Genomic DNA, 26,631 nt, shown 5'->3' on the forward strand with positions numbered 1-26,631 from the left:
CTGATCACATACCTCTCCAAGTGCGCCGAGTCCGCCGACATCGTCGCCTATCGGGAAAAGATCAATCGGTCGGTCGCCGAACAACAACAGGACAACATCAAGCTCGGCTCCCAAGCAGCCTTTTCAGATTTGCAAACGATCATGCGCAAAAACACGGATGTCGTGATTTTTATCCATGGCTTCAATGTCTCCTGGACCGACGCCGTCGGCACGGCCCTGTCGCTCCAGGAAATGCTGAACCACAGTCCCGAAAGGGATGCCGAACAGCACGTGCAAGTGGTGCTCTTCACGTGGCCGTCGGACGGAATGGCGTTGCCCTTCACCTCCTACAAATCGGATCGCTCGGAAGCGGCCGGATCCGGCAACGCTGTCGGCCGCGGCATTCTCAAGGTACGAGATTTTCTCGCAAGCCTGCGCCGCTCGGATGAACAGCTCTGCGAACAGGACCTTCACCTACTGTGTCATTCCATGGGCAACTATTTGTTGCAGAACGCCCTTGAGCGGTGCGACGCCTTCACCCCGGGGAACGCCTTACCCAGACTGTTCGAGCATATATTTCTGTGCGCGCCCGACGTGGACGACACGGCATTGGAAGAGGGCCAACCCTTGTGGCGAGCGCATGAATTGGCCAGAAGTGTCAGCGTCTACCATAATCGTGGCGATGTCGCCTTGGTCGTGTCGGATTACACCAAAGGCAATCCCGATCGTCTGGGCTCCAACGGGCCGGCGCGACCGACTCATATCCATAACAAGGTCCATCAGATCGATTGCACACCGATCGTCAAAGGTCTCGTGGAACACAGTTATTATCTGGTGGGAAACATCAATGCCGATATCCGCATGAGCATTGATGGCAAACCACACGACGATCCCACCCGACGTCGCGTTCGCGTGGGCTTGATGGGCAATCAGTGGGAAATGCGATAGACGCAAGGAACGAGAGAACATGGATGGCTTTGCTTGACTCGTCTGAGTACGAGGGTGCCGGCTCTTGTGATCCACCATTAGTAGATCCAATCATCCGAAGGATCACGCGAACGGATCGAGATGCTTCGTCCACGTCCGGCTGCCTCGAGTTGTCACCGGTCGTTTCATTGACTCTCCTCGACCCAGGTGCTAAATTCCAACCGCCTTCGTGAAGTGTGACCCTTGTACGATCTGAAATATCTCCGCGAACACCTCGACCATATCCGCACCTCTCTCGGACGACGCGGGAACGACGTCTCGTGGGCTGATATCCAGAAATTGAGCGAAGAACGACGAGCCATTACGACGCAGGTCGAGCAGTTCAGGCACGCACTCAATAAGGGCTCGGAAGAGGTTGCTCGGCTGCGTCGAGCCAAAGAACCGGCTGAAGAAGCCATGGCGGCGATGAAGCAGTTGGGGGATCGCATTAAGGACGCCGAGGGAACACTCCGAAAGGTCGAGGAGGCGCTCACTGACCTTGCGCTTCGCATCCCCAATCTCCCCCATGCCTTGGTTCCGGTAGGGGCTGATGCATCAGAAAACGTCGAGGTCCGTCGATGGGGCACCCTCCCGTCTTTTTCGACCCCCCCCAAACCTCATTGGGAAGTCGGCGAGAACCTCGGGATCTTGGATTTCGATCGAGCCGCGAAGATTGCAGGGGCCAGGTTTTCCGTCATGACCGGGGCAGGTGCCAGGCTGGAACGAGCGCTGATCAACTACATGCTTGATCTGCACACAACCCAACATGGATATCGAGAGGTGATTCCTCCTTTCATGGTCAACCGTTCATCGATGACCGGAACCGGTCAGCTTCCCAAGTTCGAGGAGGATCTTTTTCGCCTGCGAGATGAAGAGTACTTCTTGATTCCGACCGCCGAAGTGCCGGTGACGAACCTGCATCGTGAGGAGATCCTAGGAGTAGACTGCTTGCCGCTCCGCTATACGGCCTACACTCCTTGCTTCAGACGAGAGGCAGGGTCCTATGGAAAAGACACGAGAGGCCTGATTCGGCTCCACCAATTCAACAAGGTGGAGCTGGTGGCGTTTACGACACCGGATCGTTCATACGAAGAGCTTGAGCAGCTGACGGGTCATGCCGAGTCGATCTTGCAGGGTTTGAATCTTCCCTATCGCGTCATCACCCTTTGTACAGGTGATATGGGATTTTCTGCAGCGAAGACCTATGACATTGAAGTATGGCTGCCTTCTCAGCAACAATACCGAGAGATTTCGTCCTGCAGCAATTTTGAATCTTTTCAAGCCAGACGAGCGAACATCAAGTATCGGCCAACCGGGGCAAAGAAAGAGGTGAAGGCCGACTTTGTCCATACGCTCAATGGTTCCGGACTGGCCGTCGGGCGAACCTTGGTGGCCATCTTGGAAAATTTCCAGCAGCCTGACGGCTCGGTTGAAATACCTCCTGTGCTGCGACCATATATGGGAGGAATGGATAGCATTAAACGAGAGTAAGTTTACCCCGTCGTGCTCCACTAAAGAACGTTCCAGGTCCAGCACGTTTGGTTTAAAAAGTATCCGACCCCTTAACTTTGATGTTGTTTTTGCCACCCTATTCGCCCGACCTGAACCCCGTCGAGCACGACTTCGCCGCGCTCAAGAAACACCGGGAATATCAGGAAACCGCTTCCATCGACCAGATTGTGAAGGCCTATCAATGATTATCGGCTTGGCCATAACACCTTGAATTGGGAATCTAACTCGTGTACAAACCCGCCTCCGTTAAGAGGCCCTCGCAGAAAGAGCAAACTACAACAAAGGAGTCGAGATGGGAGCACAGTGGTCCCTGAGTCAAGAAGAAGAAGACCTGCATCGGCAGCTGCTGTTTCGAAAGGCAAGAAAGGGCGACGAGAAAGCCACGTTGGAATTACAAGAAGTCTATGGCGTCAGACTGTGGTCCGAGCAGGAACGGGCCGCGTTGGTCTATGACACGCCCAAACGCGGGAAACGGAAGGGGTGAATCAGGCGAGTGGCGGTAACGGCTTACCCAAAACAGGTATTCCTGTTAGCCCTGGTGGTCGCAGACCATTATTTTTTGTAAGCGTTTCGAACAGCTTCGTCTACAAGATTACCAAGTGGTACCAGACAAACTTTAATCTCGCCGTATTCATCCTCCTTGGGAAAGATTCCGTCATCACAACGAATTTTCCAAAGAATTGTGTGATTAGCCGGATCACCCTGAAGAATCAATTCCCCTATGCGGATCTGCTCGTTTCCATAGATTGGAGATTGGGTCAAGTTCTCATAGATTACGTATTGCGTATCATTGATTGTCGATTCGCCCTTCTTGCTCAAATTCCTTAATGGCATTGACGGAAATCTGAAAGCTTGTGGAATGTAGAGTGTACTGCGGAAATCTCTGACTGTTTGTTGGCCTTTGTTTTTTACACAGAATCTGAAAGCTTCAAAAGATGGGCATGTGAATGTTGGTAAGGAGTTTCCTTCAAAACCTTCTAAAAACATCGTTAGAATTGTCGGCAGCGTATTGGACGACGGTTTTTGATGGAATGGTTCGTAACTGACTGCGTCGCCTTTCAATATGACCTGACCTCTCAAGATAAGGACGTCTGGCACGTCAAACTTTCGAATCTGATTCTCGTCGAGGACAAAAGGAGTGTGATCCCGAATAACGTTAAGGAACTCAAAAGCCTTCTTGTCAGGTGTCTCGCCACGGAGAAGCCACTGGTTCATATCGGATTCCCAGGAGCCAGTTGAAGAATCTCGTCGTGGATACGGCATAAACTGAAAGGTCCATCCAATGCATTTCTTGAGTTCTTGTCGGTTCATCTGCCGTTAATTGAAATATGGCTAAACCCTGAAGCTTGAAAGAAAACAGCCAAATCAAACTCAGCTCAGACGTGTAAATTTGTAGAACTTGTTCTCTTTCTCGGATTTTTCGTATATCTGAATCTCTGTAAGTGAATCAGACAATATCATTAACACGGACTTGCCCAGATCCATTCCTCCTCCCAGAATAGTTGGACGACTTGATGGTTCATCATCGCTGGTCTCTTTATAGGTGGCTCTTACTGCCTTGCCTCGTATTGTTCCCTCATACCTTACAGTATAGGTTGTCTTCTTATTGGGACTTGCAGGTTGACCTATTAATAGCCCTGCCAGACTGTTATACGATATGCGTTCATAGCTTCCCTCTGCTTTGAAGGAATCCCCTTTTATTGTAATGCTTAATTCGCATGCATTCCCCTGCCATCTGCCCTGATGGTCTCCTACCGTCTCTTTCGCAAGTGCATAGCCATAGTTTTTGAAAAATTCGCTGAGCGGGATTGCTTTGTTTTGTAACTCCTTTAATTCTTTTCCTTCTTCCTCAGGCAGCTCTCTAATTCTGCCAATCGCAGAAACAACATTCTTGTGATAATCCTTTATTTTTATAGCCCGATTGCAAATTTCCTCTGCTTCCGTCAGGAAGCCAGCCTTTATGAATTTGTATGCCAGATTACTCATTGCTAGTGTCTCTTCATGTTTCTCGGACTCCCGATAGGCCTCCACTGATTTACTAGCCAGCTTAAAATGATCGAACTGTACGCCAAGGTTATTCCACGTGATAGGAGTACGTTCTCGATATGGAATCTTCAGATAATGATATAAGGAAAGTTCCTCAGCTCCCTTGTCAGAGTACTTGTAAGCCAATTCAAATCGAAGGTCGATGTCGTCGGGGCGAAGATCAAGCAGTTTCTCCGTCAAGCTACAAAATTCATCATCGGACTTCTCAATTTTGGTGATTTCCTTCAGCGTGTAAAGAATCGTCAATTCACCATTTTCTTGTGGTGGTGTCATTGATTTCATTTTCTCAACAATACGTTGCGCTTGATCTCGTCGTGTCGCGGCCGCAAACGCAATTGCAGAGTCACCATACCTTCCCAATTTCTCCAATTCGTTTTCAGTCTTTTGAGCGGCTACTTCGAAATATTGAGCTGCCTTTTCCTGCTCCCCGTACCGCTGATAACCTTGTGCTCTATACATCACAACGTCGGCATTATCTGGATGGTCTATAGCGAATTGATCCAACGTGGTGAGGCGACCACCTTTACCCGTTCTCAGAAGAGCAAGCTCATGATAGGCCTCCCAACTAGCGCGCTTTTTCGAATCTTTTGCTTCCTCCGTCGCCAAATACGCTTGATCAATTGCTTGTTCACTATCTTTGTCTCCGATAAAGATTGTCTGCATCAAGGCGAGTTCGAATCTATCTCTGTCCCAGAGTGGATCAGGTTGAAGCCAATCCTTTTCCTGGCTGGGCTTCACATCTTTTTCTTCCGGTGCTGTTCGTACTTCTCCTTCTACTCTCGTAACTGTTATAGCTTTTGGGTTTAGCGAATTAATCATTTCCATTAGTTTTACAAATGATCTTTCGGGAGATGCACGGTCGAAAAGGATGTATTCCTTGTCGCCCTGCAAACCTCCTGGCAGTCGCAGGCCCTTCTCGATTAATAAAATTAGCTCCATGCCTTTCCCAATTGCTAAGCCTATTTCTTGAATGATCCAATCCGATGTTTTTGGCTTGAAGGACTCCTCTCTCGCCATAAGATCTTTCCCGAATAACGTTGGCTTCAGTTCCTCGGGAAGAATTGCCGCTTCTTTTTTTGTACAAATACCAATAAATAGGTTTTTGTCTTGCATCAATGCTAATACCTTATCGGCAAGTTCTTTTGGCTGTGCTGCTTCAGCAGAGACCCACGAGAAATCGGGATTTGTTGCCTTGAGCTCGTTAAAGAATTTTTGAAAGACGCGAACTACATCTTCGTCATCGGGAGTGAAACTGTGGCCGATAAATGCTTTAAGAGCTACCATCTTTCCTTTCCCTCAGGCTTCTAAAATTGTTGCGGTATATCGCTTTTTAAGTAAGCACTTTCATTCATAAAGACTGATTCGCGAGTTGCTGTAGGTATGGAGTTGTGTTGCCAATGCGGCATGAGGCTACCGCACTTCGGGTAGAATTCCAAGTAGGCGTCGCCAAATACACGTTTTCTGTACTTGCTCTCCTCCACTGTAAAAGGCAAGAATATCACCGCCTGGTGGTCGCACCGCTCAGCCATAGCATTTGATATGGCTCGGCTCAACTCTGTATTAGAAAGCTAAGCAGATGCAACCTCCTAAGAGCGAGACATGCGTCCTTTGCGGCATGATGCCTGCGGAAACCGTAGATCACGTTCCACCTAAAGGTTTTTTCAAGGGTGTCGTGAACGCGCAACTTCGAACGGTCCCCGCTTGTCGGACTTGCAATAACGGCGCATCGTCAGACGACGAGGATCTACGCTTTTATATAAGTGCCCAGATCGGAAAGGAGAATTCAGCTTCGAAGAAACTCTGGGAAGATGGCGCACACAAAACAATTTTGCGAAAAACCAAGCTCCGCAAGGCGTTTCTTTCAACCGTAAAAGAGATGGCTGTCGTGAGTGAGGATGGTTCCTCTACTACAAGAATTGCATTTACTCTTCCCGCTGAACCCTACAAGCGTGTCTTTGAACGTACAACACGCGGTCTGTACTTTTATCACACGGGCCGTATCCTTCCTGCCAGGGTACCTGTATCAGTCAATATGCTGACTGGAACTCCGGATATGGATACAGAGGAAACTCGATTACTTAATATGCACACCATTGGAGATGGCGCATTCGTATATCGCTATGGAGTGGCGCCTGAAGATCTCGACAGTAGTAGCTGGATCTATGAATTTCATCACGCGCATTGGGCCCTAGTTACGACAGGGGCTGTCGCAGAGTGAGAGTTGTTTCTGACAGCTTTTACATTTTCGGCGCTCTCCGTACTGCCATAGACATATTCTCACCACCTAGGTGTCTCCACTATTAGCTTTCGTCCATCGACCATAGTAAGGTTCCGTTCGAGTCGAGACGTGGGAGTACAGCGTCTCGATAGGTGGGATTGACGGAATTGTTTGGCCTCGGCCTTGATGCCGAGTGGGTGAGAACAAAACCGGAGAGCGAATTGCCTGCCCACCTTCCTTCGTACGGATCAAGCTGAGCCTTGCACCGGCAGACGCTTTGATTCGGGGAGTTGTCGGCCATATAGGCCGTCCCCAGTCGCGTAAGACTACAACACTAAATTGTTAGATCCGTTTGGATTTAATTTTTCGTGTTGGAGTCTGTCTGCCCAAGCGTCCTGCTCCCGTTCCTCGTCATACTTCGATCCATCACCAGTCGATTCGCCCCTCGACGCGCTTTAAGCGCCTTCCGGTGTGGGTCAGCAGGGCCGACATCGTCGCCTACCTTAAGCTCAGTCCGACCGATGCCCAGGCCCTCTTCGATAGCGCCGATCGTCGGTGCGTTATCGATGGCGTCGAAAAAATCAGCAAGTACCAACTCCAAACGCCACCCTACCCTGACCTCATCCGGGTGATGCAGCGCCATCCGTCGCGTCCGTCGGTTCAGCCGATTTCGATGAACTAGCTGATCCGTCCTTTGTAAAACAACACCCGAAGAAATGCGAATGGGTGTTTACCAAGCCCAACGGAACCCCGTATACTGCCGTCCGAGGATTTCGTGAAGCATGTCAGAAGGCCGGCTTCATCGAAAAGCTTGTAATTGTCTGAAAGAACAGTAGGCTCCGGGTCGAGCGAGCTTGGTTAATTATAAGAACACTAAAATGGTTTTATCCGGCGACTCTATTACGAAAAATCGATGAATAGTCGCCGGGTCAACCGAAGGTTGGTTTGGAGGGGTGACGGAGCGGCCGAACGTGCCGGTCTTGAAAACCGGAGATGGGGTAACTCATCCGCGAGTTCAAATCTCGCCCCCTCCGCCATATTTTCCCGCGTAATTTGCGTATTTTCATCCTGAACAACCATGCGCATGAAATGGACGAGTACGATTCGATGCCTTCTGGCCATCTGCTGTATGAGTGGGCTCGTTGCCTGTGGTAGTCTGGCAAGCTGCTTTAATAGTGGGTTCGTTGCCGTTGCCTGTGGCGGCGGGTATGGCGAGAGCAACGTTTCTTCTATGCCGCAGCCCACGGCAACATCGGCTGAAGGTCTCTGGACGGGCGCGACTCCCACACGTCGCACAGTCGGTGGACTTGTCCTCGATGACGGCTCGTATTGGGTTTTCTATACAGCAAGAGGCAAGCCCAACGTCCTGGCTGGACTGGTTCAGGGGACTGGCACTTCGCACTCCGGCTCCTTCGGTTCCTCTAACACCAGGGATTTCAGTTTGGAAGGCGCTGGAATTCATGCGGCCACGATGAGTGGCACCTATGTGCAGAAAAAGAGCTTTCACGGGACGATCGCTTACTTCAACGGTGACACAGGGAGCTTTACGAGTACGTACGATGCTGACTATGAGTCGGCCCCGACCATGAATCTTCTGGCCGGGAACTATTCTGGGCTCCGTGCCGACAATCAAACGGTCACTGTTACAGTGGATTCAGCCGGTACTCTTTCAGGTCATTCAACAGATGGATGCACCTTTGCTGGTACATTTTCTCCTCGTGCAAAGGGAAATGTGTTTAATAACTCTGTGACATTCGGCGGTGGCGCCTGTCGCCATGGAACCGAGACGGTCAATGGGGTTGCCTTTTATGATGCCGCGACAAACCGGCTGTACAGTGCGGCCCTCAACAGTGCCAGGACCAACAGCTATATATTTATCGGCACGAAGCTCTAAGCATCACTGGTTCAATTGTCTGTCAGGCTTTCCTTTTTCGATGGGTCCCGGGTGAGGCGCATTTCTTTTGGAAGCCCCAGGGGGGGCTCCTCTGGCGGCCAGTGCGGGATGAATCGGTAGGCTTTGGGGTTCCAAAACCCTCTGGTGCACCGCTTGAAAAGAAGGGCCAGCTGCCGAAGGGGAAGTTGTTAGATAAGGTCTAACAGCAAATGACCCAGGCCGTGACTTATAAGGGGTTCACCATTCAACCTGCGCCCCGGCAGCTCGTGGATACCGGCCAATGGGAATTGAATGTCTTCATTTCATGGGCTGTTGACGACGACGAGGACAGTCGTCACTTCGTGAAGACTGGTCGGTATGCGACTGAGGATGAAGCCACGGCCCAGTGCCTTGTCTATGGTCAACAGATCGTGGATGGCCAGGTTCCTGGCTCCTCGGTCGGATAACGCACATGGGCGCGCCGCCTCGCGCTACCGAAAGCACGTGAACACCGCTACCCGTCGGGATAGCCAGCACCACCCTCACGCACGTAGGCGACGGGCTTAAACATAGAGGCCCACGTTGTTGGCGCATTCGATGCGAGCCATCACCATCAATGTCCTCTCTCATGAAGCAGACATCGCCGGGGGCCACAAGAGTGGCTTGGACACTTAAACTTGTCCACCAGGATGGGGCAACGATTGGCGAAAGGAACGATGCGCTAAGTATGATGAGGCACGAATGGACTGATGATAGAAAAGAACTCACGAGAGTTGTTGCTATTCCTTTCCGGTTCTACGATCTTCAGCTATACTTCTTCTGTGAATTCATTTCAAAGTGACAACGACAAGCCTTCCTCTCTCGAAACCGTGCTCCGTCTTCAGGGCCTTTTCCGTCATCGCTTGCACCCGCTTAGCGTCTCTCCTCTCCAGGCAAGTATGTTGCTCTATCTTGACCGGCATCCTCAGTGCGAGGTAATGGAGATCGCTTCGGCACTCTGTCTTCAGAACCTCTCAGCGGTCAAGACCGTCCAGCTTATTCAGCGACAGGGGTGGATACGCAAGCCACAGGTCAACTCGAATAGGAAGATCGTCAAGCTCCAACTTACTGCAAAAGGCACGGCCCTCGCTCAGAAGATCAAAGAGAATATCGCGGTAACCGATAAACTTTTCGCTCTGGCCGACAGCCGCAAGGCCGCTTAAGCATTTCTGGATGTTGCCATCACCCAAGCCTATCTTCTTATAACGCTGTTCGTTATAGTGCCCCGCCTAGGTTAAAGCGTGATAGACAGAAGGAATAGATGTACCGGCAGAGGCCGGTCAGTGACGGCTTTACATCCGCAGACTGTTGGTTGACACTCGCCGCTCCTCCACGTAGGGTTTCTCCGTCTCCGATCGAAAGGCACAGGCTTCCTGAGGACGACTTCGCCGTGGACTGGGTCTTGCTCATCGCCTTGCTCGTTGTACTCGTCATCGGTGGCGCGGGTGCTTTTGTGTTGTATAGATTCGTCGGGAAGACCAAGCACGAATTTCAACATCACCAACCGGCTCTTCGCATCACCAACATGTCCGCGATGAACGCAGGAGAAGTGATCACGCTGACGCCGGAGGTGGAAAACGTGGGCTATGGAGTGGCCCATGATTGCATCGTCCAATTGGCAGGATGGGAGGGACGTTTTGAGGTCCAACGCATTCATCCCAACGGCCCTCGATATCACCGCCACTCAGTTCCTATCGTCCTGGGCCAAGATGCACCGATCCGCATGAAAGTATTGAGCCGATGCTATTTGCGGCTAGCATATCGCGACTGCTGGGAACAACGGTATGAATGTTGGTACCCCGTCGCCCAAATCAAGAACGTGAACTCATCTCTCTATGACATTCAGGTCGACCTTGCTCACCCGGAACTGACAGAGCCCCATCCCTCATTCAGAGAAATGCGGAAGCTACTTCGCAGAACCCCCATGAATGAGACCTTACCCTGAGCCCTTGCATTCTCGGTTTCTGAACCGTACCATTTTATTGTCCCCTCACGGAGGGTGGCCGGACCGCTTTAGGAGCCCTGTAAGATTTCGGTACACTGTCCGACTGAGAAGCCATCACACTACCGATGAAGGAGAAATCCAATGCCGCCTACTATTCAGATCGATTCCATCGTTAAGGTCACGAAGACCGATGAAGAATGGAAAAAACAGCTGCCGACTGCCGCCTATCGTGTCTTGCGGCACGAAGATACGGAGAGAGCGTTTGTCAACCCACTGCATGAGAATCATCAATCAGGGGTCTATTATTGCGCCGGCTGTGACCTTCCGCTCTTTTCATCTGAGCACAAGTTCGACAGCCGTACCGGTTGGCCCAGCTTCTGGCAGCCGATTGATCCGCGCGTGATCGAAACCCGAACCGATTTCAAACTCTTCATGCCCCGAACGGAAGTCCATTGTGCGCGATGTGAGGGACACCAGGGCCACGTGTTTAAGGATGGGCCGAGGCCCACCGGTCTCCGGTACTGCATCAACGGCGTGGCCTTGAGATTCGTGGCCGGCTGATCGTTGTGTGCCGCCACCCTCCCCTCGCGACCAAAGGACTCCTGCGTACCAGCACACGCATAGTGTAGCGGGTGGCAGGATGTTCAAAAAGGCCGCAGCGAGCGAAGAGGCGAAGCGTACCTTGGACCGTACGTTGAGCCCGCTAAGCGATGCGACCTGCCTGCGCGAAGCCGCTCCGGCGAAGGCAGGGAACGCCGATGGCGGACTTTTTCAACATCCTGATCGAGCACCGCTGGCACTCATCAACTTGTTCACGGTACAATCCGCAACCATTGACCATCGGAGCAACGTTGCGATGTTCTCACGAGTACTACCCTACACATTTCTCGGACTGGCTCCCTTGCTGCTTTCGTGCAGTGATTCATTCAGCCTGTTCGGGTCAAAGTCATCCCCTTGTTCCTTAGTGACCGTTGCAGACGCAGAAGGGGCGCTTGGGGAACCGGTTCAGGATGGGGCGCTGACCGATTCGACAACCTGTATCTTCAAAGCCCAGCGCAATGAGGGAAATGCCGTCACGGTCCAACTTGATAAATCACCTGGGAAGGAACGGCGGACATGGTTCAATAAGGAGCGCCTGCGCCGTGACAGCCATCTCATTCCCGGGCTGGGCGATGGGGCGGTAAGAATTGACTCCTCCCCGACTTTGTCCAGACTGACCTTCATGCACAAAGACGCGTTCGTGACCGTGATCGTTGCTTCGACCCGACAGAAACAGCTCGGTGAGTCAGTCACTCAATTGGGAAGGACCGCTGCAGCCCGGTACGGAGCGTCCTCAACCGCGCCTCTCCCTCCATCAGCCACAACCGCAGCCTCAGCCTCCACCTCAACCCACATACCCAGCCGCGGAGCCCGCGCTGAGACCGTCGCTTCGTCGGCTCCGATGACGCACATGCTCTCCACCCCTTCTGACATCCAGGCCGGACCAAAGAAAGCGACGTCGTTCGACCCGACAAGCCTGGTAGGCACCTGGCACGCGCATGTCACACGGGGTACGACGCAGCACGACATGCTCCTCGTCATTCAGCCTAATCTGAAGTGGTCGCTCTCATCGATGATGCAGTTTGATGGTATCTTGAACGCTGAAGCAGGTCTGTGGTCACTCGAGCGAGCGAACACGTTCAAGGGCCTCGGATGGAAAGGCACATACCGCAAGACGACACCGGATTCGTTCACCAGCACCGGCAGTGTTCAGGCGATCTGGAAGAGACTCTCGATCGATCAAAACCCAACGCGCATTCCAGCCGAACTATGGAAACTCAGACGCGAAGCCACCAGCGTACCGGTTTTCCAAATCAAGACGGTCGATCCTGACTTAGTCGGCCAATGGGAGGGGTCCGGTACCTATGCCGGAGGTTCCGCCGCCTTCGTGTGGGCCATCAAACCCTCCGCCGCAACCGACTTGCTGATTGTCGATACACTTCGTGGGACCGTGCAAACCAAAGAGGGCATTCCCCAACTCCGACCTATTCAAAAGCAGCAACAACGCGTCAGCATCATCGCCTTTCATGACCATGGATTTACCACGAGCGATGGGAAGGCCAACCTTCGATGGACCGAAGTTCGTTCTGAACCGACAGAGGACCATCAGCTCTAGCCCCATCGTTGGTCGCATGGATCCGGAAAGGATGCTCTCTCATGGCAGACACCCAAGCTCGCATCGGCTTCATCGGAGTAGGTCGAATGGGCGCCAATATGGCCCGACGATTGAAACAAGGGGGATACCGCATCGCGGCGGTTCAGGACCGCCATACCGACGCATCGGAATCCCTGTCACAGGAACTTGGCTCGGAGGCGGCCAGATCACCGGCGCGTGTTGCTGAGATATCGGATATCGTCATCACCGTCGTATCGGATGACGCTGCGATGCGGGAGATTTACGCGGAACAGGACCCGACCGGGCTGATGGTTCACGCCAAAGATCGGCTGTTCCTCAACTGTGCGACTCTCACACCGGCGCTCCATATCGACATCGAACAGGCGGTTGAAGGGCGTGGTGGCGCGGCCCTTGAAGCGTGCATGGCGAGCAGCATAACCCAAGCGCGCGAGGGTACCCTGTATCTGATGTGCGGAGGCAAGCTGGACGTGTTCAATCGGGCTCTCCCCCTGCTGGAGACCCTCGGCACGACGGTCCGATATATCGGCCCAGCCGGAGAAGCGGCAAAGGTCAAAGCGCTCGTCAACATGGTGATGAACAGCAATACCGCTGCGTTGGCCGAAGGGTTAGGACTGGGGGCGGCGCTGGGAATCGATCTGACTCTTCTGCGTGAGGTATTCAGCCAGACTGGAGCGGCTTCGAGAGTATTGGAAACCGACGGAGAAGATATGCAGCTACGTACCCACGACTGTTACTTTTCGGCAGCCCACGCCGCCAAAGATTCGGCCATCGCGTTGGACCTGGCCAAACGGGTCGGCCTCTCCCTACCACTCGCGCAGGCGACGTTGAGCCAATACCGACGACTCATTGAAATGGGTAAAGGTGACCTGGATAAATCCGCGGTTGCCGAATTGACGTTCCCGAACAGAACTAGCTCTCCGCTCCTAGCATAACAGGCTGCGGAAAGCTCGGTTGATGCCAAAACAAATGACGGAAGTTTCCGTTCAACGCTAAAACCAGAATAACGTCAGGATGCTCAAAAAGGCCGTCCAGCAAGGCCGCAGCGAGCGAAGAGGCGAGGCGTACGCTTCGGTACGTTGAGCCTCTGAGCGAGGCGAGAACGCCGCTGGAGGACTTTTTCAGCATCCTGGTAAATCGGTTACGTGAAGAACTGTCGTACCTGCTCCTCGGATACACAACCGACGAGCAGATCGCCGTCGGGAGACACGAGGAGGGGAACTCCATTTTGACCCGTCGCATGCCAAGCCGTTTCCCATTTCTGTGCGATGATTTGATTCTGCCCATCAATGTCTTCGGCGAAATCCTCTCCCGCCAACTGCTTCAAAATCAACGGATCAGAAATGTCTCGACTGTCGCACCAGAAAGCACGGTAGGTGTGCTGAACAAAGTCCATCCCCTTCCGTAAATCCTCTCGTAGGAGTGCAACCGCCTGTTCGATCGCCGGCAGAGTATTCGGTTTCCCAGGCGGCAACGCGATCGGCAACCTCGGTGCCAGCCGCTGCACCATCGCGACTTCGTGCCGCAATTCGGTCCCCAACGAGCCGCTCCACGGCTTCATGGGACGAGGCAACTGCGGCGCATGCTGTACTCCGCGCCACTCACACCGGTCGATCAAATTCAACTCGTGCAGTCGTTCGTGCAGCGCGTAACAAAAAGGACAGTTGAAGTCGCCATAGAGAAGAAATCGATCAGACGCGGAACTGGTATTCATGCGCCTACTGTACCGAACTAGATCGGCAGAGTCCACCGATATCGGACGGGAGAGGTATTGTTGTGCTCTCTGAAATCAAAAATCGGCGTGCCGTAACAACTCTTGGAGATTGGCGCGGAGCGCCGACAACGTCAACGGCTTGGTCACAACTTTATCCATCCCGGCCTGGCGACACTTCCGGGCATCTTCGTCGGATGCATGACCGGTGAGGGCCATGATCGGCAGATGGTTCAGCGTCCCTTCCTCGCGACGACGAACTTCCCTGGTGGCTTCATAGCCATCCATCTCGGGCATCTCACAATCCATCAACACGACGTCATACGCCGTTCGAGTGATGGCATCCACGGCTTCGCAGCCTGTACGAGCCACTTCGACCTGACAGCCAAGCTTTTGCAAAAACTTACAGGCGACAACCTGATTGATTTCATTATCATCCGCGACCAGGACGCGCAGTCCCCTCACCTGTTCTCCTGCGCCACGTTGATCCGTGCTCAGCGAAGATGCCGTGGAGTCTCGATGAATGGCCGGAAGGAGGTTGGTAGTATAGACAAACGTGCTGCCATGACCGACCCGGCTGTTGACAGTGATGGTCCCTCCCATTAACTCAACGAGTTGGCGACAGATCATGAGACCAAGGCCTGTTCCCCCGAATCGTCTCGCGGTCGATGGATCAGCTTGGGCATATGCCTTAAACAGCTGGCCTTGTTGCTCCGGGGTTAGCCCAATGCCCGTATCCTGCACGCTCCAATGCAGAACCACTGTCTCCAAGTTATCCGCCGGTTCCGGCCTCAGCGAGACGGCAATCCTGACCCCTCCATGTTTCGTGAACTTGATCGCATTCCCGACGAGATTATAGAGAATCTGTCTCAACCTGATCGGATCGCCTCGAAACTCATCCGGGACATCGGAATCGATCTTCACCGAAATAGTGAGACTCTTTTGGGCGGCCAACCCCTCCACCAACGTCGTGACGTCTCGGATCAGTGCGCGCAGATTGACATCGGCCACTTCCAGAGTCATCTTGCCGGCTTCGATCTTTGAAAAATCGAGAATGTCGCTCACCAGCGTCAACAACGCCTCTGCCGAGCGATGCATCGTCTCGATCAGCTCACGCTGCTGACCTGTTAACGATGTGTCCTTGAGAAGCTGCGTGCATCCCAGCACTCCGTTCATGGGGGTTCGAAGCTCATGGCTCATCGTGGCGAGAAAGATTCCCTTCGCCCGCGCAGACTCTTCAGCGGCTTCCTTCGCACGGCGCAAGGCCACATCCGATGTGATATCGAGGCCATACGCGCGGACCAGTTCCACCTCTCTCAGGGGAAAAAGCGACCAGGCCAGTACTCGATCGGCCACGACATGTTCGACCCGCAACAGCGTGGAATTGGTCACGAGGCACTCATGTAGCATCACCGATAGATTATCTGGGAACATCACCTCAATCCCGGCATCGAGCAGTCCGCATTGCCCCATCAAATTCAGCATGCCGGTGTTGGCGTAGAGCATGGCACCCGTCGCGTCAAACTCCACGATAGGATTCGGCGCATCTTCGGCCAGCCGGGCAGCGCGCTGGACATCCCGTTGAATCTCCATGGTATCGGTCACATCACGTACCACGACCATAGCACCGACCGGTACTCCATGTTGGGTTCTCGGCCAGAACGAGAGTGATACTTCGAATTGAGTTCCATCCTCTCGATTCCAAATGTGGGAAGGAATCACGACAGGCTCGCCGGTGTTCATGAGCCGAGTGAAGGGACACTGGGCCACATCACTCTTGCCTGTCGTGAGGCACGTAAAAAGGCCGTGAAACCCCTGTCCGATGACATCACGTGTTCTGCCGACAAGTTGTTGGGCTACGAGATTGAGAAATAGGATGTGACCTTGTTGGTCCGTAATAAAGATCGCTTCGGTCGAAGTCTCGAGAATGAGGGAGATATCCTCTCGGGTCGGCAGCCAAGCCAGCGCACCATGGGAAGGATGCTCGGGAATGGGTGCGGCAGGAACCGTCATCCGTTGACCTGCATCACTGTTGCCTCATAGCCACAAAGCACTCCGTCTATCAGCCATACCTTATCGGCACCTACGTGTATCTTCTAAATTGAGAACTTTGAACAAGTCATGCTGCAAAGGACCCAAGGTCGTACGCCAATCACGGTTTATTCCGACTGCACCGTATATGCTCGATTCTACCGGTTCGTGGCGGTCGTCCGCAGTTACCGTAGATGGGTCTCTCCTACACTTGGCCTAAATCACATGCTCAAGTCTAAGATCAAACCGCCGATACAGTTTTCGACAGGGCGAAAAAGGCAAACCACCCGAGAGGGTGGGACGCAAAGCCGAGGGACCTTAACAGGGACGGAACATGTTCCAGGGTCAGCCTAGCTGCCACACGATCGATGATCTGACCAGTCACGCTCTCCTATTCCCCCGGCGCCTTCCTCTGGATCTCAGTCTCAATTAAATGGAGGTGCCGCATGATTTCCGCCATTCATACAGCACTCTCAGGTCTGACTGCCTTCAGCAAACAGATCGAGGTCGTGGCGCACAATGTCGCCAATGTCAACACCGACGGGTTCAAGAAATCGAGAACCGAGTTCGTCGAAATCCCGAGCGGTGGGGTCCTCCCTGTTGTTGAGAAAGACGACTCATCCGGTCCAAGCGTGCTTCGCGACACAGGTGGCAATCAAACCATAGTCGAGCTCTCGAATGTGGATCTGGGTGAAGAAGTGGTGCAGCAGATCGTGGCTCAACACAGCTTTCAAGCGAATCTCCAGACCTTGCGAACGGCAGATGCGTTGCTCGGTAGTATTCTTGACATAAAGAAATAGCTGCCCCCATTTGTCAAACGTCAAGTGGCATCCCGGACCCTTCACCTTTCTAGCAGGCTGCGGAAAAACCCTCCGTTCATCCTTCGAGAGCCTCAGGACGAACGGAGCGGTCATTTGAATGTACTGAGGTTTTCCGTTCGTGCTGAGCTTGTCGAAGCACACATATCGAGTTTTCCCCAACCTGCTAGACGTAGCTTTCCCGCCGATCCGTATGCTATGTCGAGGCCATGGTTTATCCTCGTGTCTTGTTGGTAATTCCTCCCTTGACTCAACTGAACACTCCCTACCCATCCACCGCCTATTTGACCGGGTTTCTGCAGTCCCGTGGAATCGAGGCGGAGCAAGCCGACTTGGGCATCGAGATGGTGCTGCGCCTATTCAGCCCAGAGGGGCTACGGAAAGTCTTCCGACAACTTCACGGCCGGGAGGACTCACTCCCCAAGGAAGCCGTCGCCATGATGAGGGATGAACAGACCTACGTGGAAATGATCGGACCGGTCGTCGCCTTCTTGCAGGGCAAAACGCCCGACAACGCCGTTCGCTTGATTCAACCCGGGCTGTTGCCCCAGGGCCCGCGATTCCGAGGTCGTCGGAAATTCTCGCGCTCTGTATCAGTGACTGATAGGGCCAAACAATGGGCGACCTTCTTCCTCGAAGATCTCGCCGATTTGGTGCAAGCCACCATCACACCGCACTTTGCCTTGAGCCGGTATGCAGAGCATATCGGGCGCAGTGCCTCATCGTTTGATCAAATCGCCACCGCCTTGGCTGAGCCACCGAGTCTGACTGATGAATGGCTCCTGGAGGCATTCTGGGAACACGTCAACCGCGTCAACCCGTTGCTGGTCGGTCTCTCCATACCGTTTCCAGGTAATCTCTATGGGACGTTCCTCATTGCAAAGATGCTCAAGCAGCACCGCCCTGACCTGCCTGTGGCGATCGGCGGCGGCTATGTGAACACGGAATTGCGCCGGGTTACCGACCCTCGTGTGTTCGATTATGTCGACTTTATGACGTTCGACAATGGCGAACGGCCGCTCCTTTCCTTAATCGAACATATTTCCGGCCTGCGTCCCCGTCGATCGCTGTGCCGCACAATGTATCGCCAGAACGATCGCGTGGTCTATGCCGATGATCCCTTGTCACGTGACGTCACGATGAACGACATCGATTGTCCAACCTATCGAGGCCTGGCACTGGATCGCTACCTGACCATTCTCGACAGTACCAATCCGATGCATCGCCTCTGGTCGGAAGGCCATTGGAACAAACTCACCGTGGCCCACGGCTGCTATTGGAAACAATGTACGTTCTGCGATATAGGGCTCACCTACATTAGTCGGTACGAGATGACACCGACCGAGCGGCTCATCCAGCAAATCGAACAACTCGTCGCCGAGACGGGCCGCAGAGGGTTTCACTTCGTTGATGAGGCCGCACCACCATCAGCATTGAAGTCACTGGCCCTTGCCCTCTTGGAGCGACGGATCGGTATCACCTGGTGGGGGAATATCCGCTTCGAGACTGCTTTTTCGTCGGACCTTTGCCGCCTTCTCTCCGCCTCCGGTTGTATCGCCGTGACAGCGGGGCTTGAGGCGGCCTCAGACCGGCTGCTGAGCAACATGAAGAAGGGCATCACCGTCGATCAGACCGCGCTGGTCGCCGCCGGGTTCAAAAAGGCCGGCATCCTGATCCACGCCTATCTCATGTATGGTTGTCCATCGGAGACGATTCAGGAAACCATCGATTCACTTGAGCGAGTCCGCCAGCTTGTCGCGGCAGATCTCCTTCAATCGGCCTTTTGGCATCGTTTCACAGTCACCGCTCACAGCCCGGTGGGGCTGGATCCCACGGCCCATGGCTTGCGCATTCTCGGGCCTGAATTTCGAGGCTTCGCAGAAAATGACCTTTTGCATCACGATGATAGAGGGGAAGCACCGAGCTGGCTCGGTGAGGGGCTGCGACGATCGCTCCTGAATTACCTTGAACGACGGGGACTCGATCTCGATGTTCGGCAGTGGTTCGACGGCGAGGTTCCACACCCTCATGTAGCTCCCACATGGCTGAGACGAGTGCTCAACAAGCGGCCGATCGATGATCATTCAGACTTAGAACGGCGTGTGGTCTGGGTGGGTGGACCGGTAGCTTGTGAGTCGGTTGGAAAGAAAGCAACCCTCACTATCACCGGTTCCAGGCAGGATCACATCATCTCTCTGCGGGAACCGGAGGCCCGGTGGTTGGAGCAATTGATTAGAGACGCCATCCCGCGACAGGCATTTCAGACCTATCCACATATGCGGGAGGCCGGTAACTCATTTCCCGGGATGCTGTCGGACTTCAACATCTTTCTGCGCACCCCTTCGTGGAAAAAGATCCGCGACGCGGGCCTCGTGCTCGTATGACTCTCTAATCCTTTTCATCGCTTGGTGACAGCCAAACACAGACTCCAGTGTATCCGCATGACGAGGATGCCTAGGTCATCGAAAGACGTCAAGAATCTTTTCCAGCCCGGTGCGTTTGAACCAGCAATACCGGCAGAGGTATGTTCCAGAGGAATTGTTAGGTGAACGGCGCAGAAGGCGCGTCAGCACCTTCTGCCGGTTCAGCTGGAAACAATTCGATGTTTACCGATTCGGCTGCGGGGTATAGCGCAAATAGGGCTTCACGGTCTTGAATCCCTTGGGGAAGAGATCCTTCGCTTCGGCATCACTCACCGCCGGAGTGATGATGCAATCTTCGCCGTCCTTCCAATTCACCGGGGTAGCGACCTTGTACTTCGATGTCAGTTGGAGTGAATCGATCACCCTCACCAGCTCATCGAAGTTCCGGCCGCAGGAGGCGGGATACGTCAAGGTGAGCTTGACCTTCTTGTCAGGACCGATAATAAAGACCGAGCGCACCGTCATATTGTCGATGGCGTTGGGATGGATCATATCGTACAGCGTGGCGACCTTCTTGTCCGGATCGGCGATGATGGGATAATTCACCGTCGTTCTTTGAGTTTCGTTGATGTCGTTGATCCAACCCTTGTGCGAATCCATGGGATCAACGCTGACCGCCATGACCTTCACCCCCCGCTTCTTGAACTCGGGCGAAATCTTAGCCATCGTCCCCAGCTCAGTCGTACAAACCGGGGTATAGTCCTTGGGATGTGAAAAGAGAACGCCCCAACTATTACCCAGCCACTCGTGAAAATTGATCGTGCCTTCGGTCGTTTCTGCCGTAAAGTTCGGGGCATCGTCGCCCAATCGTATAGCCATGGGATACCTCCTTGTATCGCGATCGCCTATAACAAGATTCTACTGCAACCGGTACAATACTGTGCCTCAACGGGTGAGTTCAAGGGGGCACCCGCGAGGTTACGGCTGAGGCCAAGGTCGAGATGAAGCCATTGATTCCTTCCTTAACTTTGATCTCCACCTCAGGGCGACTTTGGTTCACCTTAGCTCAAGCTTCTCGCCTCTCCAGCCGATAGGGGGTTCAGAAACTCCTATCAACGGAGCCGAACATGGCCGGCGCAGACACATCGCATACAAAACTCCATATCTCAAAGAACCCGATGTACCTCATGCTGCGCGAAGGCTGCGTCAAGGAGTTCAACGCCAAGAAAGCTTCCGGAGAACAATGCGATCTTCGGGGGTGCGATCTGCGCGGTCTTGACCTTCGCGGCTTGGATGCCGACGGGCTGGATTTCAGCGACTGCTATTTTCGGCAGTCCGATCTCCGAGGCATCGACTTGAGCAAGGCCAACTTGGATGGGGCCAGTATCAATGCGTGCAAAATTTCAGGCGCTCTCTTCCCAAAGGAACTGAGCGCCTCTGAGATTGAACTGTCTCTTCTCCACGGGACGCGGATGCGGTACAGCGCGAAGTAACCGGGTTTGGAACCACGATAGAACTTCAAGGCATCTCAGGGATTGACGCGGGCCGATCATGCGATCCGGCAGATAGTGACAACTGAGTCCGCACCTTCTCATGACCGGACTCAGCAACGCCCGGATCGAGAAGAGCGACTCGCTCCTCTGTGAGTTTTCCACCATCCAGGAGATGATGGCGGATCGCCTCGGCGCGCTGGTGGGCAAGCGCCTCTAAGTCGCTTGGGGAAACGTGGATGGCCGCCGCAAGTTTTCTCTTCATTTCTTCCACCGTCAGCTGCGTGAATTCGGCCTGTGTCGCTGATGGATCAAGTGTGGGGAGTTTTGCATAAAGTTTTTCCACCACCTGTTGCTCCTCGTTCGGCGACAGCTCTCTCGGGTCGGGTTTTACACGGCTGCTCATCACAAAAAGCTGATCTTGAAGTTTCCTCCTTTGCAGCACCGCCACATCACGCGTCGAATCGCTCGTCCCCTTGATATCGAGCCGGAGTCCCGGCCGCTCATCCAACGCTTTCTCCAGTGCATCGAGCTTTGTCAGCTCACTGTCAGCCAGCGAGGCGCTTCCGGGGTGGAATTCGATAAATTGAAGATCTTCCTCGCCACCACCGGGCACAAGCTTGCCGATTAACGCGAGCGGCGAAGCGACGACCTTGCCAAGGAGATTGAGCAACGTCGAAATGACCGCTTTCCCATACTTGAAATCCGGATCGTTAAGATCGCCGCGAATCGGCATATCGATTTCGATGAGGCCCTTCCGATCTTTGAGGAGCGCCACAATCAACGGAACGGGTAGCGACGTGGCGTCCGTACTATTCGTCGTCTGACCGAACGTCAGCTGATCGACATGGACAAGATTTTCCGCTTCCAATACTTTTTGCGACACCTTGTATTTCAAATCGAGCGACAGTTTCCCCCTCGACAATCCATAGCCCACATATTTACTGATGTACGGTCCGGCCTGCGTTAAATCCATCCCATCAAGGGACACTATCAGATCGGTGAAGGCATCTTCGCTCAGGGGGTTGATCTTTCCGACTATTTTTAGGGGAGCCGCTCTTCCAACTTTGCCTCTCAGGTTGACGTCGGCTTTCTGCAGTTGCTTCGACGACAGTCCTTTGATGGTCCCGCCGAACTCCGTGAGGCTGGTTCTCACGTGTGGTTCAATAGACACATCCTGAAACGTTGCGGCCAATTTGCCTATCTTGACCTGGTCGATGGTGACCGGCACAGGATCCCCTTTCTTAGCTTGCGTGTTCTCCCCTTCAGATTCTCTTGGACCCGCCGTCTGATCGCCAGGCGGAGGTGTGACGACGAGACGCGAGAGATTAAGTCGGCCTTCGGAGTCCACCACCATGTGGACGGAAGGCTCTTGCCAGATAATTTCTCCGATCTTCACCGCCGTCGGCTCCACATCCAGCGCGATGCGGCTCACATTCAACGCTTTCCACGTGAGAACATTGTCGAGGTCCATGCGGTCCGCGACCGCCAGTTGATTCACCGCCAGATTTCCTTGAAATCGCATCAACGGTTCGTTCGCATGTTCCTTGGAGAAATGCATCGATCCAGCGAGATCGATCGCCCCCTTCGGCACATCGGCATTCAGAAACCGATCCAGATAGGGTTGGAAGGGACGGATTTCGACATGTTTCAGATTCAGCTCCGTATCGGCAGCCGGAGGTGCAAGTCCGACCTTCCCCTTCAAATTGATGGATCCGGTCTCATTCAGCTTCAACGACAGGTCGATGGGAAACGATTTTTTGAATGGGATCTGAATGTCCTTTACGGTGACATTCATCGCATCCACAGCCACATGTCCAGGACGTTCAAGGGTTCGGTCTTCAAAGGCGGCTCCGTAGTTTCGCAGCGCAACTTCCTCCACCGTGATCGACCAGGGCTTGGCAGGCTTGGCTCGCTCGCTCTTCGCAGGTGTGGGCTTTTCCATGATGTCATCTTCTCCACCGACAGGGGTGAACAGAGGTTGGAAATTGATGACCCCACCTGGATCCATCCAGGCCTCGAACCGGGCATCAGCCGAATATACCTTGGCGACATCGATCGTCTGCTTTTGCAGATCCAGCTGAATCTCCTCCACATTAAACGTCGGCACAGTCACAACTGGATCAATCCCACCCCGTTCCACGATAGCGAGATCCTGAATGGACACCTTGCCGTTCTTGACCGTTGCCTGAGGAGCCTGACCGCGAAGATCAAAGTGATACGAGGCGGATAGGCCGAGGGTGCCCGTCGAGACATCGAACTGAAACTGGTCCTGCACGGCTTGATACAGCGTCTTGAGCCTGATTCCAGATACATTCAGCCGGCCGTCGGATTCCACCGGCTCCAGAAACATCCTCCCCTCCCAAGAAATCTTTCCACTCTTTCCGATCTCCGCCTTGAAGGCATCGGCATTCTCGCTTCCCTCGACTTGAACCGTGCTGAAGTTTCGTACCACGATCCCAAACGGCACGACATCGATCAAGACTGGTCTTGGTTTGGAGTCATCGCGGTACTCCAGGATGCCTTGACTGACCTCCAGCAGCTCGATCTCCACCGGCATCATCTTTTTGGGTTCCGCCGATGGAGGGGTCGGTTGTTGCACAGTTTCATCCGGCGGTGGAACCAACGACATCAGATTCATCTTCCCCTCAGAGCTCACCCTGGCCGCCACGAACGGCATGATGAGACGGATTTCGTCGAACGCTACTTTTTGAAAGAACAGCGTGGTCGCGCGCATGTTCACGAACAGCTCCTCAAAACCCAGCATCGCCGTTTGGTTCTGCTCCCGCACTTCCAGACCGGTGAGACGAAGTGAGAGCGTAAAGGGATTGAAGGCGGCCTCACGAAGAACGATGGGATGTTTGATCTGTTCCGAGGCCTTGGGGATGACATACGACTTAATCAGATAGGGAAGCAGAACAAACCCGACAAGCGAGTACAGAGCAATCAGTCCCACCAACGTCCCTACCAGGACTTGGGGTCGGAGGATTCGGCGCATGAAATATCAGCCTCTTCAAAGACAAAAAGAAGATCACATCATGTTCAAACTATAGGGGACGCGAGCGCAGAATGTCTACTGGGAGATCCCGGCCAGGCCATGCAATTTACTAAGGATTATGACCTCCTGATAGAAACAGCCGGGTCGTTGCTAGGGAACAGGATTCGGCTCGATCAAGCATAGAATCAAGCGCTGGAGGGGTTTATCCCGTCGCCATAATAGAAGAATAGGCTCCGGGTCGAGCAAGCAGAATTAGAACCCTCTCGTCACTGGAGGTGTTTATCCGCGTGCAATAATCACGATAAAACCATGAATAGCACGCGGTACGCACGAAGTGCGGTTTGGTGCGCCCGGCTGGAATCGAACCAGCGACCCTCAGCTTAGAAGGCTGATGCTCTATCCGACTGAGCTACGGGCGCACTCAAATATTTCAACTACTTGGAGGAATGACCCTCAACGGCCATGTCGCTTGGTGTTATTAGGGTGTTAACGTCAAGGTACTTTTGCACCTTCACAGCAGCATCCGTCAAGTCTTTCTCTTCGATTGAGTTGTATCGCTTCCACATCTTCTCAGACTTGTGCCCCACGATCTTCATCGCGGTTGCTGTATCAACACCGGCGCGTCGTAGGTTTGTCGATGCACAATGACGGAGATCATGGAATCTAAAGTCAGTTATTCCGGCATCTCTCAACGCGGTCCTGAAGGATCGGCTGATACGTTGAAGCGGTCGGCCCTTGTAGGTGAACACGTGGTTGTTGGTCAGACGGCGAATTTTGGCCAAGCGTTGGAGAGTTGATCGAACGTCTGCGGTCATGGGAATACGCCTCCCGGTTTTGGTCTTCGTGTCTTGACTTCGAAGGGTGATGAATCCCCGACGGAGATCAACACGGTCCCACGTCAGAGACACAATCTCCCCGAACCGTTGGCCGAGTTGATAGGCGGTCAACAGCACCGGGCGGAGGTGTGGCTTTGCAGAGTGATGTAACCGGCTCCATTCGTCCTCGGTCAAAACTCGGTCCCGCTCGTTCTGTGGGTTGGGTATGGTTACCCGTGAAGCAGGGTTAGCCTGGAGTAGTCCTCGCTTGATGGCCACATTCAAGCAATGCTTCAGGGCGATGTGATCATGGTTGATGGTCTGAGTGCTGGCCCTTTTGCCGTTTGGCTTTTTTCTTTGGCTGCGGAAGGCTTCTATGTCTTCCGGTCTGATCTCAGAGAGGATCCGATGACCGAAGAAGGGTATGAGATGGGTGTTGATGCTATGGGATCGGCCCACGAAGGAACGAAGTCCTCGAACGGTTTCCAGCTCCAGGTAAGCCTTCGCCCATTCTCTGAAGAGGATCGGTTTGGCTTGTTCGGTCTTCTCGTGGCCGAGGAGGAGTCGTGTCCTGATGGTGGCTTCCATCTCCTTGGCAACAGTCTTATTGAGACACCCCACCTTCCAGCGTTTCCAACGGGCACCAGGCACACCACTCGCGAGGACCAACGATTTTCCGTCCGCACTTTCGATCACTGGAAATTCCACATAGTAACTATCGCGCCGCTTAGTGAGTCCCATGGCTGTCTCTCCGTGGTGTGATCGTGTGCTGATCGATCCAGGCGTCCAGCTGAGCTTGCTTGAACTTCACCAGCCGTCCGATTTTGACGTACCCCAGTTTCCTCGCAGAGACCCATCCGTACAGGGTCAATTTGGATATGCCTAAATACTTCGCGGCCTCATCCATTGTCAAAAGGTTATTCATGGCGCTTCAACAGCCCTCTTCCTCATGCACGACACATTTGGTCGATCGAACTGATCGACGTACCTACACAACTCTCCGGAGTGGCACTTATGAGAGGGTTCAGAATTTATGACCATACCGAAAAGGTAGGGGGAAGACAGTTGACAGCGCTTCATAAGCCATGTAACATTTTGTTACATGCAGCCTCATGAACTCAAACAGGTGCGGACCGTTCTCGGGTTGACTCAAGACACCCTTGCGCAGACCCTCAATGTGACGCGGCAGACTATCAATCGGTACGAGCAGAAGATCGTGCCGATCCCCACCACCGTCGAACTGGCCCTGATGCAACTCAGCTCCTCCCAGATTCAGCTGGCCGGTGTTGTCGCGGCAGGGGCGCCTATCGAACCGATTCCTCAGATGGAACGAGTCGAGGTACCGAAAAGCATGGTCGGGCGTGGCGAGACCTTCGCCCTTCGGGTCAAAGGCACATCCATGCAGAATGAAGGCATCTTCTCGGGTGACATTGTCGTGGTCCAGAAGCAAGCCACGGCCCGCAATGGGCAGACCGTCATTGCCCTGGTGAATGGCGAGGCGACAATCAAGACGTATTACCGTAAGGCGGGCACGGTGGAACTCCATCCGGCCAATGACGCCATGCAGCCCATCATCATTAAGCCGTCGGACAGCTTCCAAATCGAAGGCATCGTCGTCGGCGTCATCCGCCATCTCCGAAAGTGAGGCCTCGGC

General features: G+C 53.6%; 25 protein-coding genes, 2 tRNA genes and 1 riboswitch. Of the genes, 17 read left to right on the forward strand and 10 right to left on the reverse strand.

Annotated elements, in window-relative coordinates; genetic code table 11:
• The first annotated feature begins 141 nt into the window (after positions 1 to 141).
• The 4 genes from P0120_00910 (at position 142) to P0120_00925 (ending at position 2,941) form a co-directional block, all read left to right on the forward strand.
• The gene (locus tag P0120_00910) at positions 142 to 927 is read left to right on the forward strand and encodes an alpha/beta fold hydrolase (GenBank protein ID MDF0672889.1); all 786 of its coding nucleotides are present in this window, start codon (positions 142 to 144) and stop codon (positions 925 to 927) included.
• 222 nt (positions 928 to 1,149) lie between these two features.
• On the forward strand, positions 1,150 to 2,436 hold the full coding sequence (gene serS / locus P0120_00915) for a serine--tRNA ligase (GenBank protein MDF0672890.1): 1,287 nt from the start codon (positions 1,150 to 1,152) through the stop codon (positions 2,434 to 2,436).
• 89 nt (positions 2,437 to 2,525) lie between these two features.
• Positions 2,526 to 2,642 carry a transposase gene (locus P0120_00920; protein MDF0672891.1) on the forward strand — a complete coding sequence of 39 codons (117 nt, stop codon included), beginning with the start codon at positions 2,526 to 2,528 and terminating at the stop codon, positions 2,640 to 2,642.
• A gap of 107 nt (positions 2,643 to 2,749) precedes the next feature.
• Complete coding sequence (locus tag P0120_00925) at positions 2,750 to 2,941, forward strand: hypothetical protein (GenBank protein MDF0672892.1); 192 nt, start codon at positions 2,750 to 2,752, stop codon at positions 2,939 to 2,941.
• 68 nt (positions 2,942 to 3,009) lie between these two features.
• On the opposite strand, the gene P0120_00930 is transcribed toward P0120_00925, so the two are convergent.
• Together P0120_00930 and P0120_00935 are read right to left on the reverse strand one after the other, a co-directional pair.
• On the reverse strand, positions 3,010 to 3,720 hold the full coding sequence (locus tag P0120_00930) for a hypothetical protein (GenBank protein MDF0672893.1): 711 nt from the start codon (positions 3,718 to 3,720) through the stop codon (positions 3,010 to 3,012).
• A 108-nt stretch (positions 3,721 to 3,828) separates the two neighbouring features.
• Positions 3,829 to 5,787: a hypothetical protein gene (locus P0120_00935; protein ID MDF0672894.1), complete on the reverse strand. Its 1,959-nt coding sequence runs from the start codon at positions 5,785 to 5,787 to the stop codon at positions 3,829 to 3,831.
• 331 nt (positions 5,788 to 6,118) lie between these two features.
• Between P0120_00935 and P0120_00940 the strand changes: the two genes are divergently transcribed.
• A complete protein-coding gene (locus tag P0120_00940; protein MDF0672895.1) occupies positions 6,119 to 6,721 on the forward strand; it encodes a hypothetical protein in 603 nt (200 codons plus the stop codon).
• A 358-nt stretch (positions 6,722 to 7,079) separates the two neighbouring features.
• Here the strand turns inward: P0120_00940 and P0120_00945 are convergent, their stop codons facing one another.
• Positions 7,080 to 7,364: a hypothetical protein gene (locus tag P0120_00945; GenBank protein ID MDF0672896.1), complete on the reverse strand. Its 285-nt coding sequence runs from the start codon at positions 7,362 to 7,364 to the stop codon at positions 7,080 to 7,082.
• Positions 7,365 to 7,668: 304 nt separating this feature from the next.
• On the opposite strand from P0120_00945, the gene P0120_00950 reads away from it, so the two are divergent.
• From P0120_00950 to P0120_00985, 8 genes are all read left to right on the forward strand, one after another.
• Positions 7,669 to 7,758 (forward strand) — tRNA-Ser (locus P0120_00950).
• Positions 7,759 to 7,850: 92 nt separating this feature from the next.
• Complete coding sequence (locus tag P0120_00955) at positions 7,851 to 8,615, forward strand: hypothetical protein (protein ID MDF0672897.1); 765 nt, start codon at positions 7,851 to 7,853, stop codon at positions 8,613 to 8,615.
• 209 nt (positions 8,616 to 8,824) lie between these two features.
• Entirely contained in the window at positions 8,825 to 9,061 is a 237-nt protein-coding gene (locus P0120_00960) for an HlyU family transcriptional regulator (protein ID MDF0672898.1), read from the forward strand.
• Positions 9,062 to 9,532: 471 nt separating this feature from the next.
• The gene (locus tag P0120_00965) at positions 9,533 to 9,796 is read left to right on the forward strand and encodes a hypothetical protein (GenBank protein MDF0672899.1); all 264 of its coding nucleotides are present in this window, start codon (positions 9,533 to 9,535) and stop codon (positions 9,794 to 9,796) included.
• Between the two features lie 227 nt (positions 9,797 to 10,023).
• Positions 10,024 to 10,578: a hypothetical protein gene (locus tag P0120_00970; protein ID MDF0672900.1), complete on the forward strand. Its 555-nt coding sequence runs from the start codon at positions 10,024 to 10,026 to the stop codon at positions 10,576 to 10,578.
• Positions 10,579 to 10,719: 141 nt separating this feature from the next.
• Entirely contained in the window at positions 10,720 to 11,139 is a 420-nt protein-coding gene (gene msrB / locus P0120_00975) for a peptide-methionine (R)-S-oxide reductase MsrB (GenBank protein ID MDF0672901.1), read from the forward strand.
• Between the two features lie 79 nt (positions 11,140 to 11,218).
• Positions 11,219 to 12,733 carry a hypothetical protein gene (locus P0120_00980; protein ID MDF0672902.1) on the forward strand — a complete coding sequence of 505 codons (1,515 nt, stop codon included), beginning with the start codon at positions 11,219 to 11,221 and terminating at the stop codon, positions 12,731 to 12,733.
• 41 nt (positions 12,734 to 12,774) lie between these two features.
• Positions 12,775 to 13,686 carry an NAD(P)-dependent oxidoreductase gene (locus tag P0120_00985; protein ID MDF0672903.1) on the forward strand — a complete coding sequence of 304 codons (912 nt, stop codon included), beginning with the start codon at positions 12,775 to 12,777 and terminating at the stop codon, positions 13,684 to 13,686.
• A gap of 206 nt (positions 13,687 to 13,892) precedes the next feature.
• On the opposite strand, the gene P0120_00990 is transcribed toward P0120_00985, so the two are convergent.
• Together P0120_00990 and P0120_00995 are read right to left on the reverse strand one after the other, a co-directional pair.
• On the reverse strand, positions 13,893 to 14,465 hold the full coding sequence (locus P0120_00990) for a DsbA family protein (protein ID MDF0672904.1): 573 nt from the start codon (positions 14,463 to 14,465) through the stop codon (positions 13,893 to 13,895).
• 75 nt (positions 14,466 to 14,540) lie between these two features.
• Positions 14,541 to 16,475 (reverse strand): ATP-binding protein, encoded by a 1,935-nt coding sequence (locus P0120_00995; GenBank protein MDF0672905.1) that lies wholly within the window; start codon positions 16,473 to 16,475, stop codon positions 14,541 to 14,543.
• A 285-nt stretch (positions 16,476 to 16,760) separates the two neighbouring features.
• Positions 16,761 to 16,855: riboswitch (cyclic di-GMP riboswitch) on the forward strand.
• Between the two features lie 84 nt (positions 16,856 to 16,939).
• Here P0120_00995 and P0120_01000 point away from each other — a divergent pair.
• Together P0120_01000 and P0120_01005 are read left to right on the forward strand one after the other, a co-directional pair.
• On the forward strand, positions 16,940 to 17,293 hold the full coding sequence (locus P0120_01000) for a flagellar basal body rod C-terminal domain-containing protein (protein MDF0672906.1): 354 nt from the start codon (positions 16,940 to 16,942) through the stop codon (positions 17,291 to 17,293).
• A 227-nt stretch (positions 17,294 to 17,520) separates the two neighbouring features.
• A complete protein-coding gene (locus P0120_01005) occupies positions 17,521 to 19,695 on the forward strand; it encodes a radical SAM protein (protein MDF0672907.1) in 2,175 nt (724 codons plus the stop codon).
• Positions 19,696 to 19,917: 222 nt separating this feature from the next.
• On the opposite strand, the gene P0120_01010 is transcribed toward P0120_01005, so the two are convergent.
• A complete protein-coding gene (locus P0120_01010) occupies positions 19,918 to 20,553 on the reverse strand; it encodes a peroxiredoxin (GenBank protein MDF0672908.1) in 636 nt (211 codons plus the stop codon).
• Positions 20,554 to 20,801: 248 nt separating this feature from the next.
• Between P0120_01010 and P0120_01015 the strand changes: the two genes are divergently transcribed.
• Positions 20,802 to 21,167, forward strand: a complete 366-nt coding sequence (locus P0120_01015) for a pentapeptide repeat-containing protein (protein ID MDF0672909.1) — start codon at positions 20,802 to 20,804, stop codon at positions 21,165 to 21,167.
• A 25-nt stretch (positions 21,168 to 21,192) separates the two neighbouring features.
• On the opposite strand, the gene P0120_01020 is transcribed toward P0120_01015, so the two are convergent.
• The 4 genes from P0120_01020 to P0120_01035 all read right to left on the reverse strand — a co-directional run bounded on the left by P0120_01020 (position 21,193) and on the right by P0120_01035 (position 25,902).
• On the reverse strand, positions 21,193 to 24,162 hold the full coding sequence (locus tag P0120_01020) for a DUF748 domain-containing protein (protein MDF0672910.1): 2,970 nt from the start codon (positions 24,160 to 24,162) through the stop codon (positions 21,193 to 21,195).
• A gap of 342 nt (positions 24,163 to 24,504) precedes the next feature.
• A tRNA-Arg gene (locus P0120_01025) sits at positions 24,505 to 24,581 on the reverse strand.
• Between the two features lie 15 nt (positions 24,582 to 24,596).
• Complete coding sequence (locus tag P0120_01030; GenBank protein MDF0672911.1) at positions 24,597 to 25,718, reverse strand: tyrosine-type recombinase/integrase; 1,122 nt, start codon at positions 25,716 to 25,718, stop codon at positions 24,597 to 24,599.
• A complete protein-coding gene (locus tag P0120_01035) occupies positions 25,705 to 25,902 on the reverse strand; it encodes a helix-turn-helix domain-containing protein (GenBank protein MDF0672912.1) in 198 nt (65 codons plus the stop codon). Before P0120_01035 ends, P0120_01030 begins: the two co-directional genes overlap by 14 nt.
• Positions 25,903 to 26,079: 177 nt before the next feature.
• Here P0120_01035 and lexA point away from each other — a divergent pair, with 177 nt between their 5' ends.
• Positions 26,080 to 26,622: a transcriptional repressor LexA gene (gene lexA, locus P0120_01040; GenBank protein MDF0672913.1), complete on the forward strand. Its 543-nt coding sequence runs from the start codon at positions 26,080 to 26,082 to the stop codon at positions 26,620 to 26,622.
• Positions 26,623 to 26,631: the final 9 nt, after the last annotated feature.

It is taken from the genome of Nitrospira sp. (genome assembly GCA_029194675.1).
GTDB lineage: Bacteria > Nitrospirota > Nitrospiria > Nitrospirales > Nitrospiraceae > Nitrospira_D.

Excerpts from the sequence above, each read along its gene's own strand:
- P0120_01000 (MDF0672906.1), top strand. The coding sequence starts at position 16,940 with ATGATTTCCGCCATTCATACAGCACTCTCAGGTCTGACTGCCTTCAGC.
- P0120_00955 (MDF0672897.1), top strand. The coding sequence starts at position 7,851 with ATGAGTGGGCTCGTTGCCTGTGGTAGTCTGGCAAGCTGCTTTAATAGT.
- P0120_00940 (MDF0672895.1), top strand. The coding sequence starts at position 6,119 with ATGATGCCTGCGGAAACCGTAGATCACGTTCCACCTAAAGGTTTTTTC.
- P0120_01020 (MDF0672910.1), bottom strand. The coding sequence starts at position 24,162 with ATGCGCCGAATCCTCCGACCCCAAGTCCTGGTAGGGACGTTGGTGGGA.
- P0120_00990 (MDF0672904.1), bottom strand. The coding sequence starts at position 14,465 with ATGAATACCAGTTCCGCGTCTGATCGATTTCTTCTCTATGGCGACTTC.
- P0120_00980 (MDF0672902.1), top strand. The coding sequence starts at position 11,219 with ATGTTCAAAAAGGCCGCAGCGAGCGAAGAGGCGAAGCGTACCTTGGAC.
- P0120_00960 (MDF0672898.1), top strand. The coding sequence starts at position 8,825 with ATGACCCAGGCCGTGACTTATAAGGGGTTCACCATTCAACCTGCGCCC.
- P0120_00935 (MDF0672894.1), bottom strand. The coding sequence starts at position 5,787 with ATGGTAGCTCTTAAAGCATTTATCGGCCACAGTTTCACTCCCGATGAC.
- P0120_00925 (MDF0672892.1), top strand. The coding sequence starts at position 2,750 with ATGGGAGCACAGTGGTCCCTGAGTCAAGAAGAAGAAGACCTGCATCGG.
- P0120_01030 (MDF0672911.1), bottom strand. The coding sequence starts at position 25,718 with ATGGGACTCACTAAGCGGCGCGATAGTTACTATGTGGAATTTCCAGTG.
- P0120_01035 (MDF0672912.1), bottom strand. The coding sequence starts at position 25,902 with ATGAATAACCTTTTGACAATGGATGAGGCCGCGAAGTATTTAGGCATA.
- P0120_00965 (MDF0672899.1), top strand. The coding sequence starts at position 9,533 with ATGTTGCTCTATCTTGACCGGCATCCTCAGTGCGAGGTAATGGAGATC.
- P0120_00910 (MDF0672889.1), top strand. The coding sequence starts at position 142 with ATGCGCAAAAACACGGATGTCGTGATTTTTATCCATGGCTTCAATGTC.
- msrB (MDF0672901.1), top strand. The coding sequence starts at position 10,720 with ATGCCGCCTACTATTCAGATCGATTCCATCGTTAAGGTCACGAAGACC.
- P0120_01010 (MDF0672908.1), bottom strand. The coding sequence starts at position 20,553 with ATGGCTATACGATTGGGCGACGATGCCCCGAACTTTACGGCAGAAACG.
- P0120_00985 (MDF0672903.1), top strand. The coding sequence starts at position 12,775 with ATGGCAGACACCCAAGCTCGCATCGGCTTCATCGGAGTAGGTCGAATG.
- P0120_00945 (MDF0672896.1), bottom strand. The coding sequence starts at position 7,364 with ATGGCGCTGCATCACCCGGATGAGGTCAGGGTAGGGTGGCGTTTGGAG.
- P0120_00995 (MDF0672905.1), bottom strand. The coding sequence starts at position 16,475 with ATGACGGTTCCTGCCGCACCCATTCCCGAGCATCCTTCCCATGGTGCG.
- P0120_01005 (MDF0672907.1), top strand. The coding sequence starts at position 17,521 with ATGGTTTATCCTCGTGTCTTGTTGGTAATTCCTCCCTTGACTCAACTG.
- P0120_01015 (MDF0672909.1), top strand. The coding sequence starts at position 20,802 with ATGGCCGGCGCAGACACATCGCATACAAAACTCCATATCTCAAAGAAC.
- P0120_00930 (MDF0672893.1), bottom strand. The coding sequence starts at position 3,720 with ATGCCGTATCCACGACGAGATTCTTCAACTGGCTCCTGGGAATCCGAT.
- lexA (MDF0672913.1), top strand. The coding sequence starts at position 26,080 with ATGCAGCCTCATGAACTCAAACAGGTGCGGACCGTTCTCGGGTTGACT.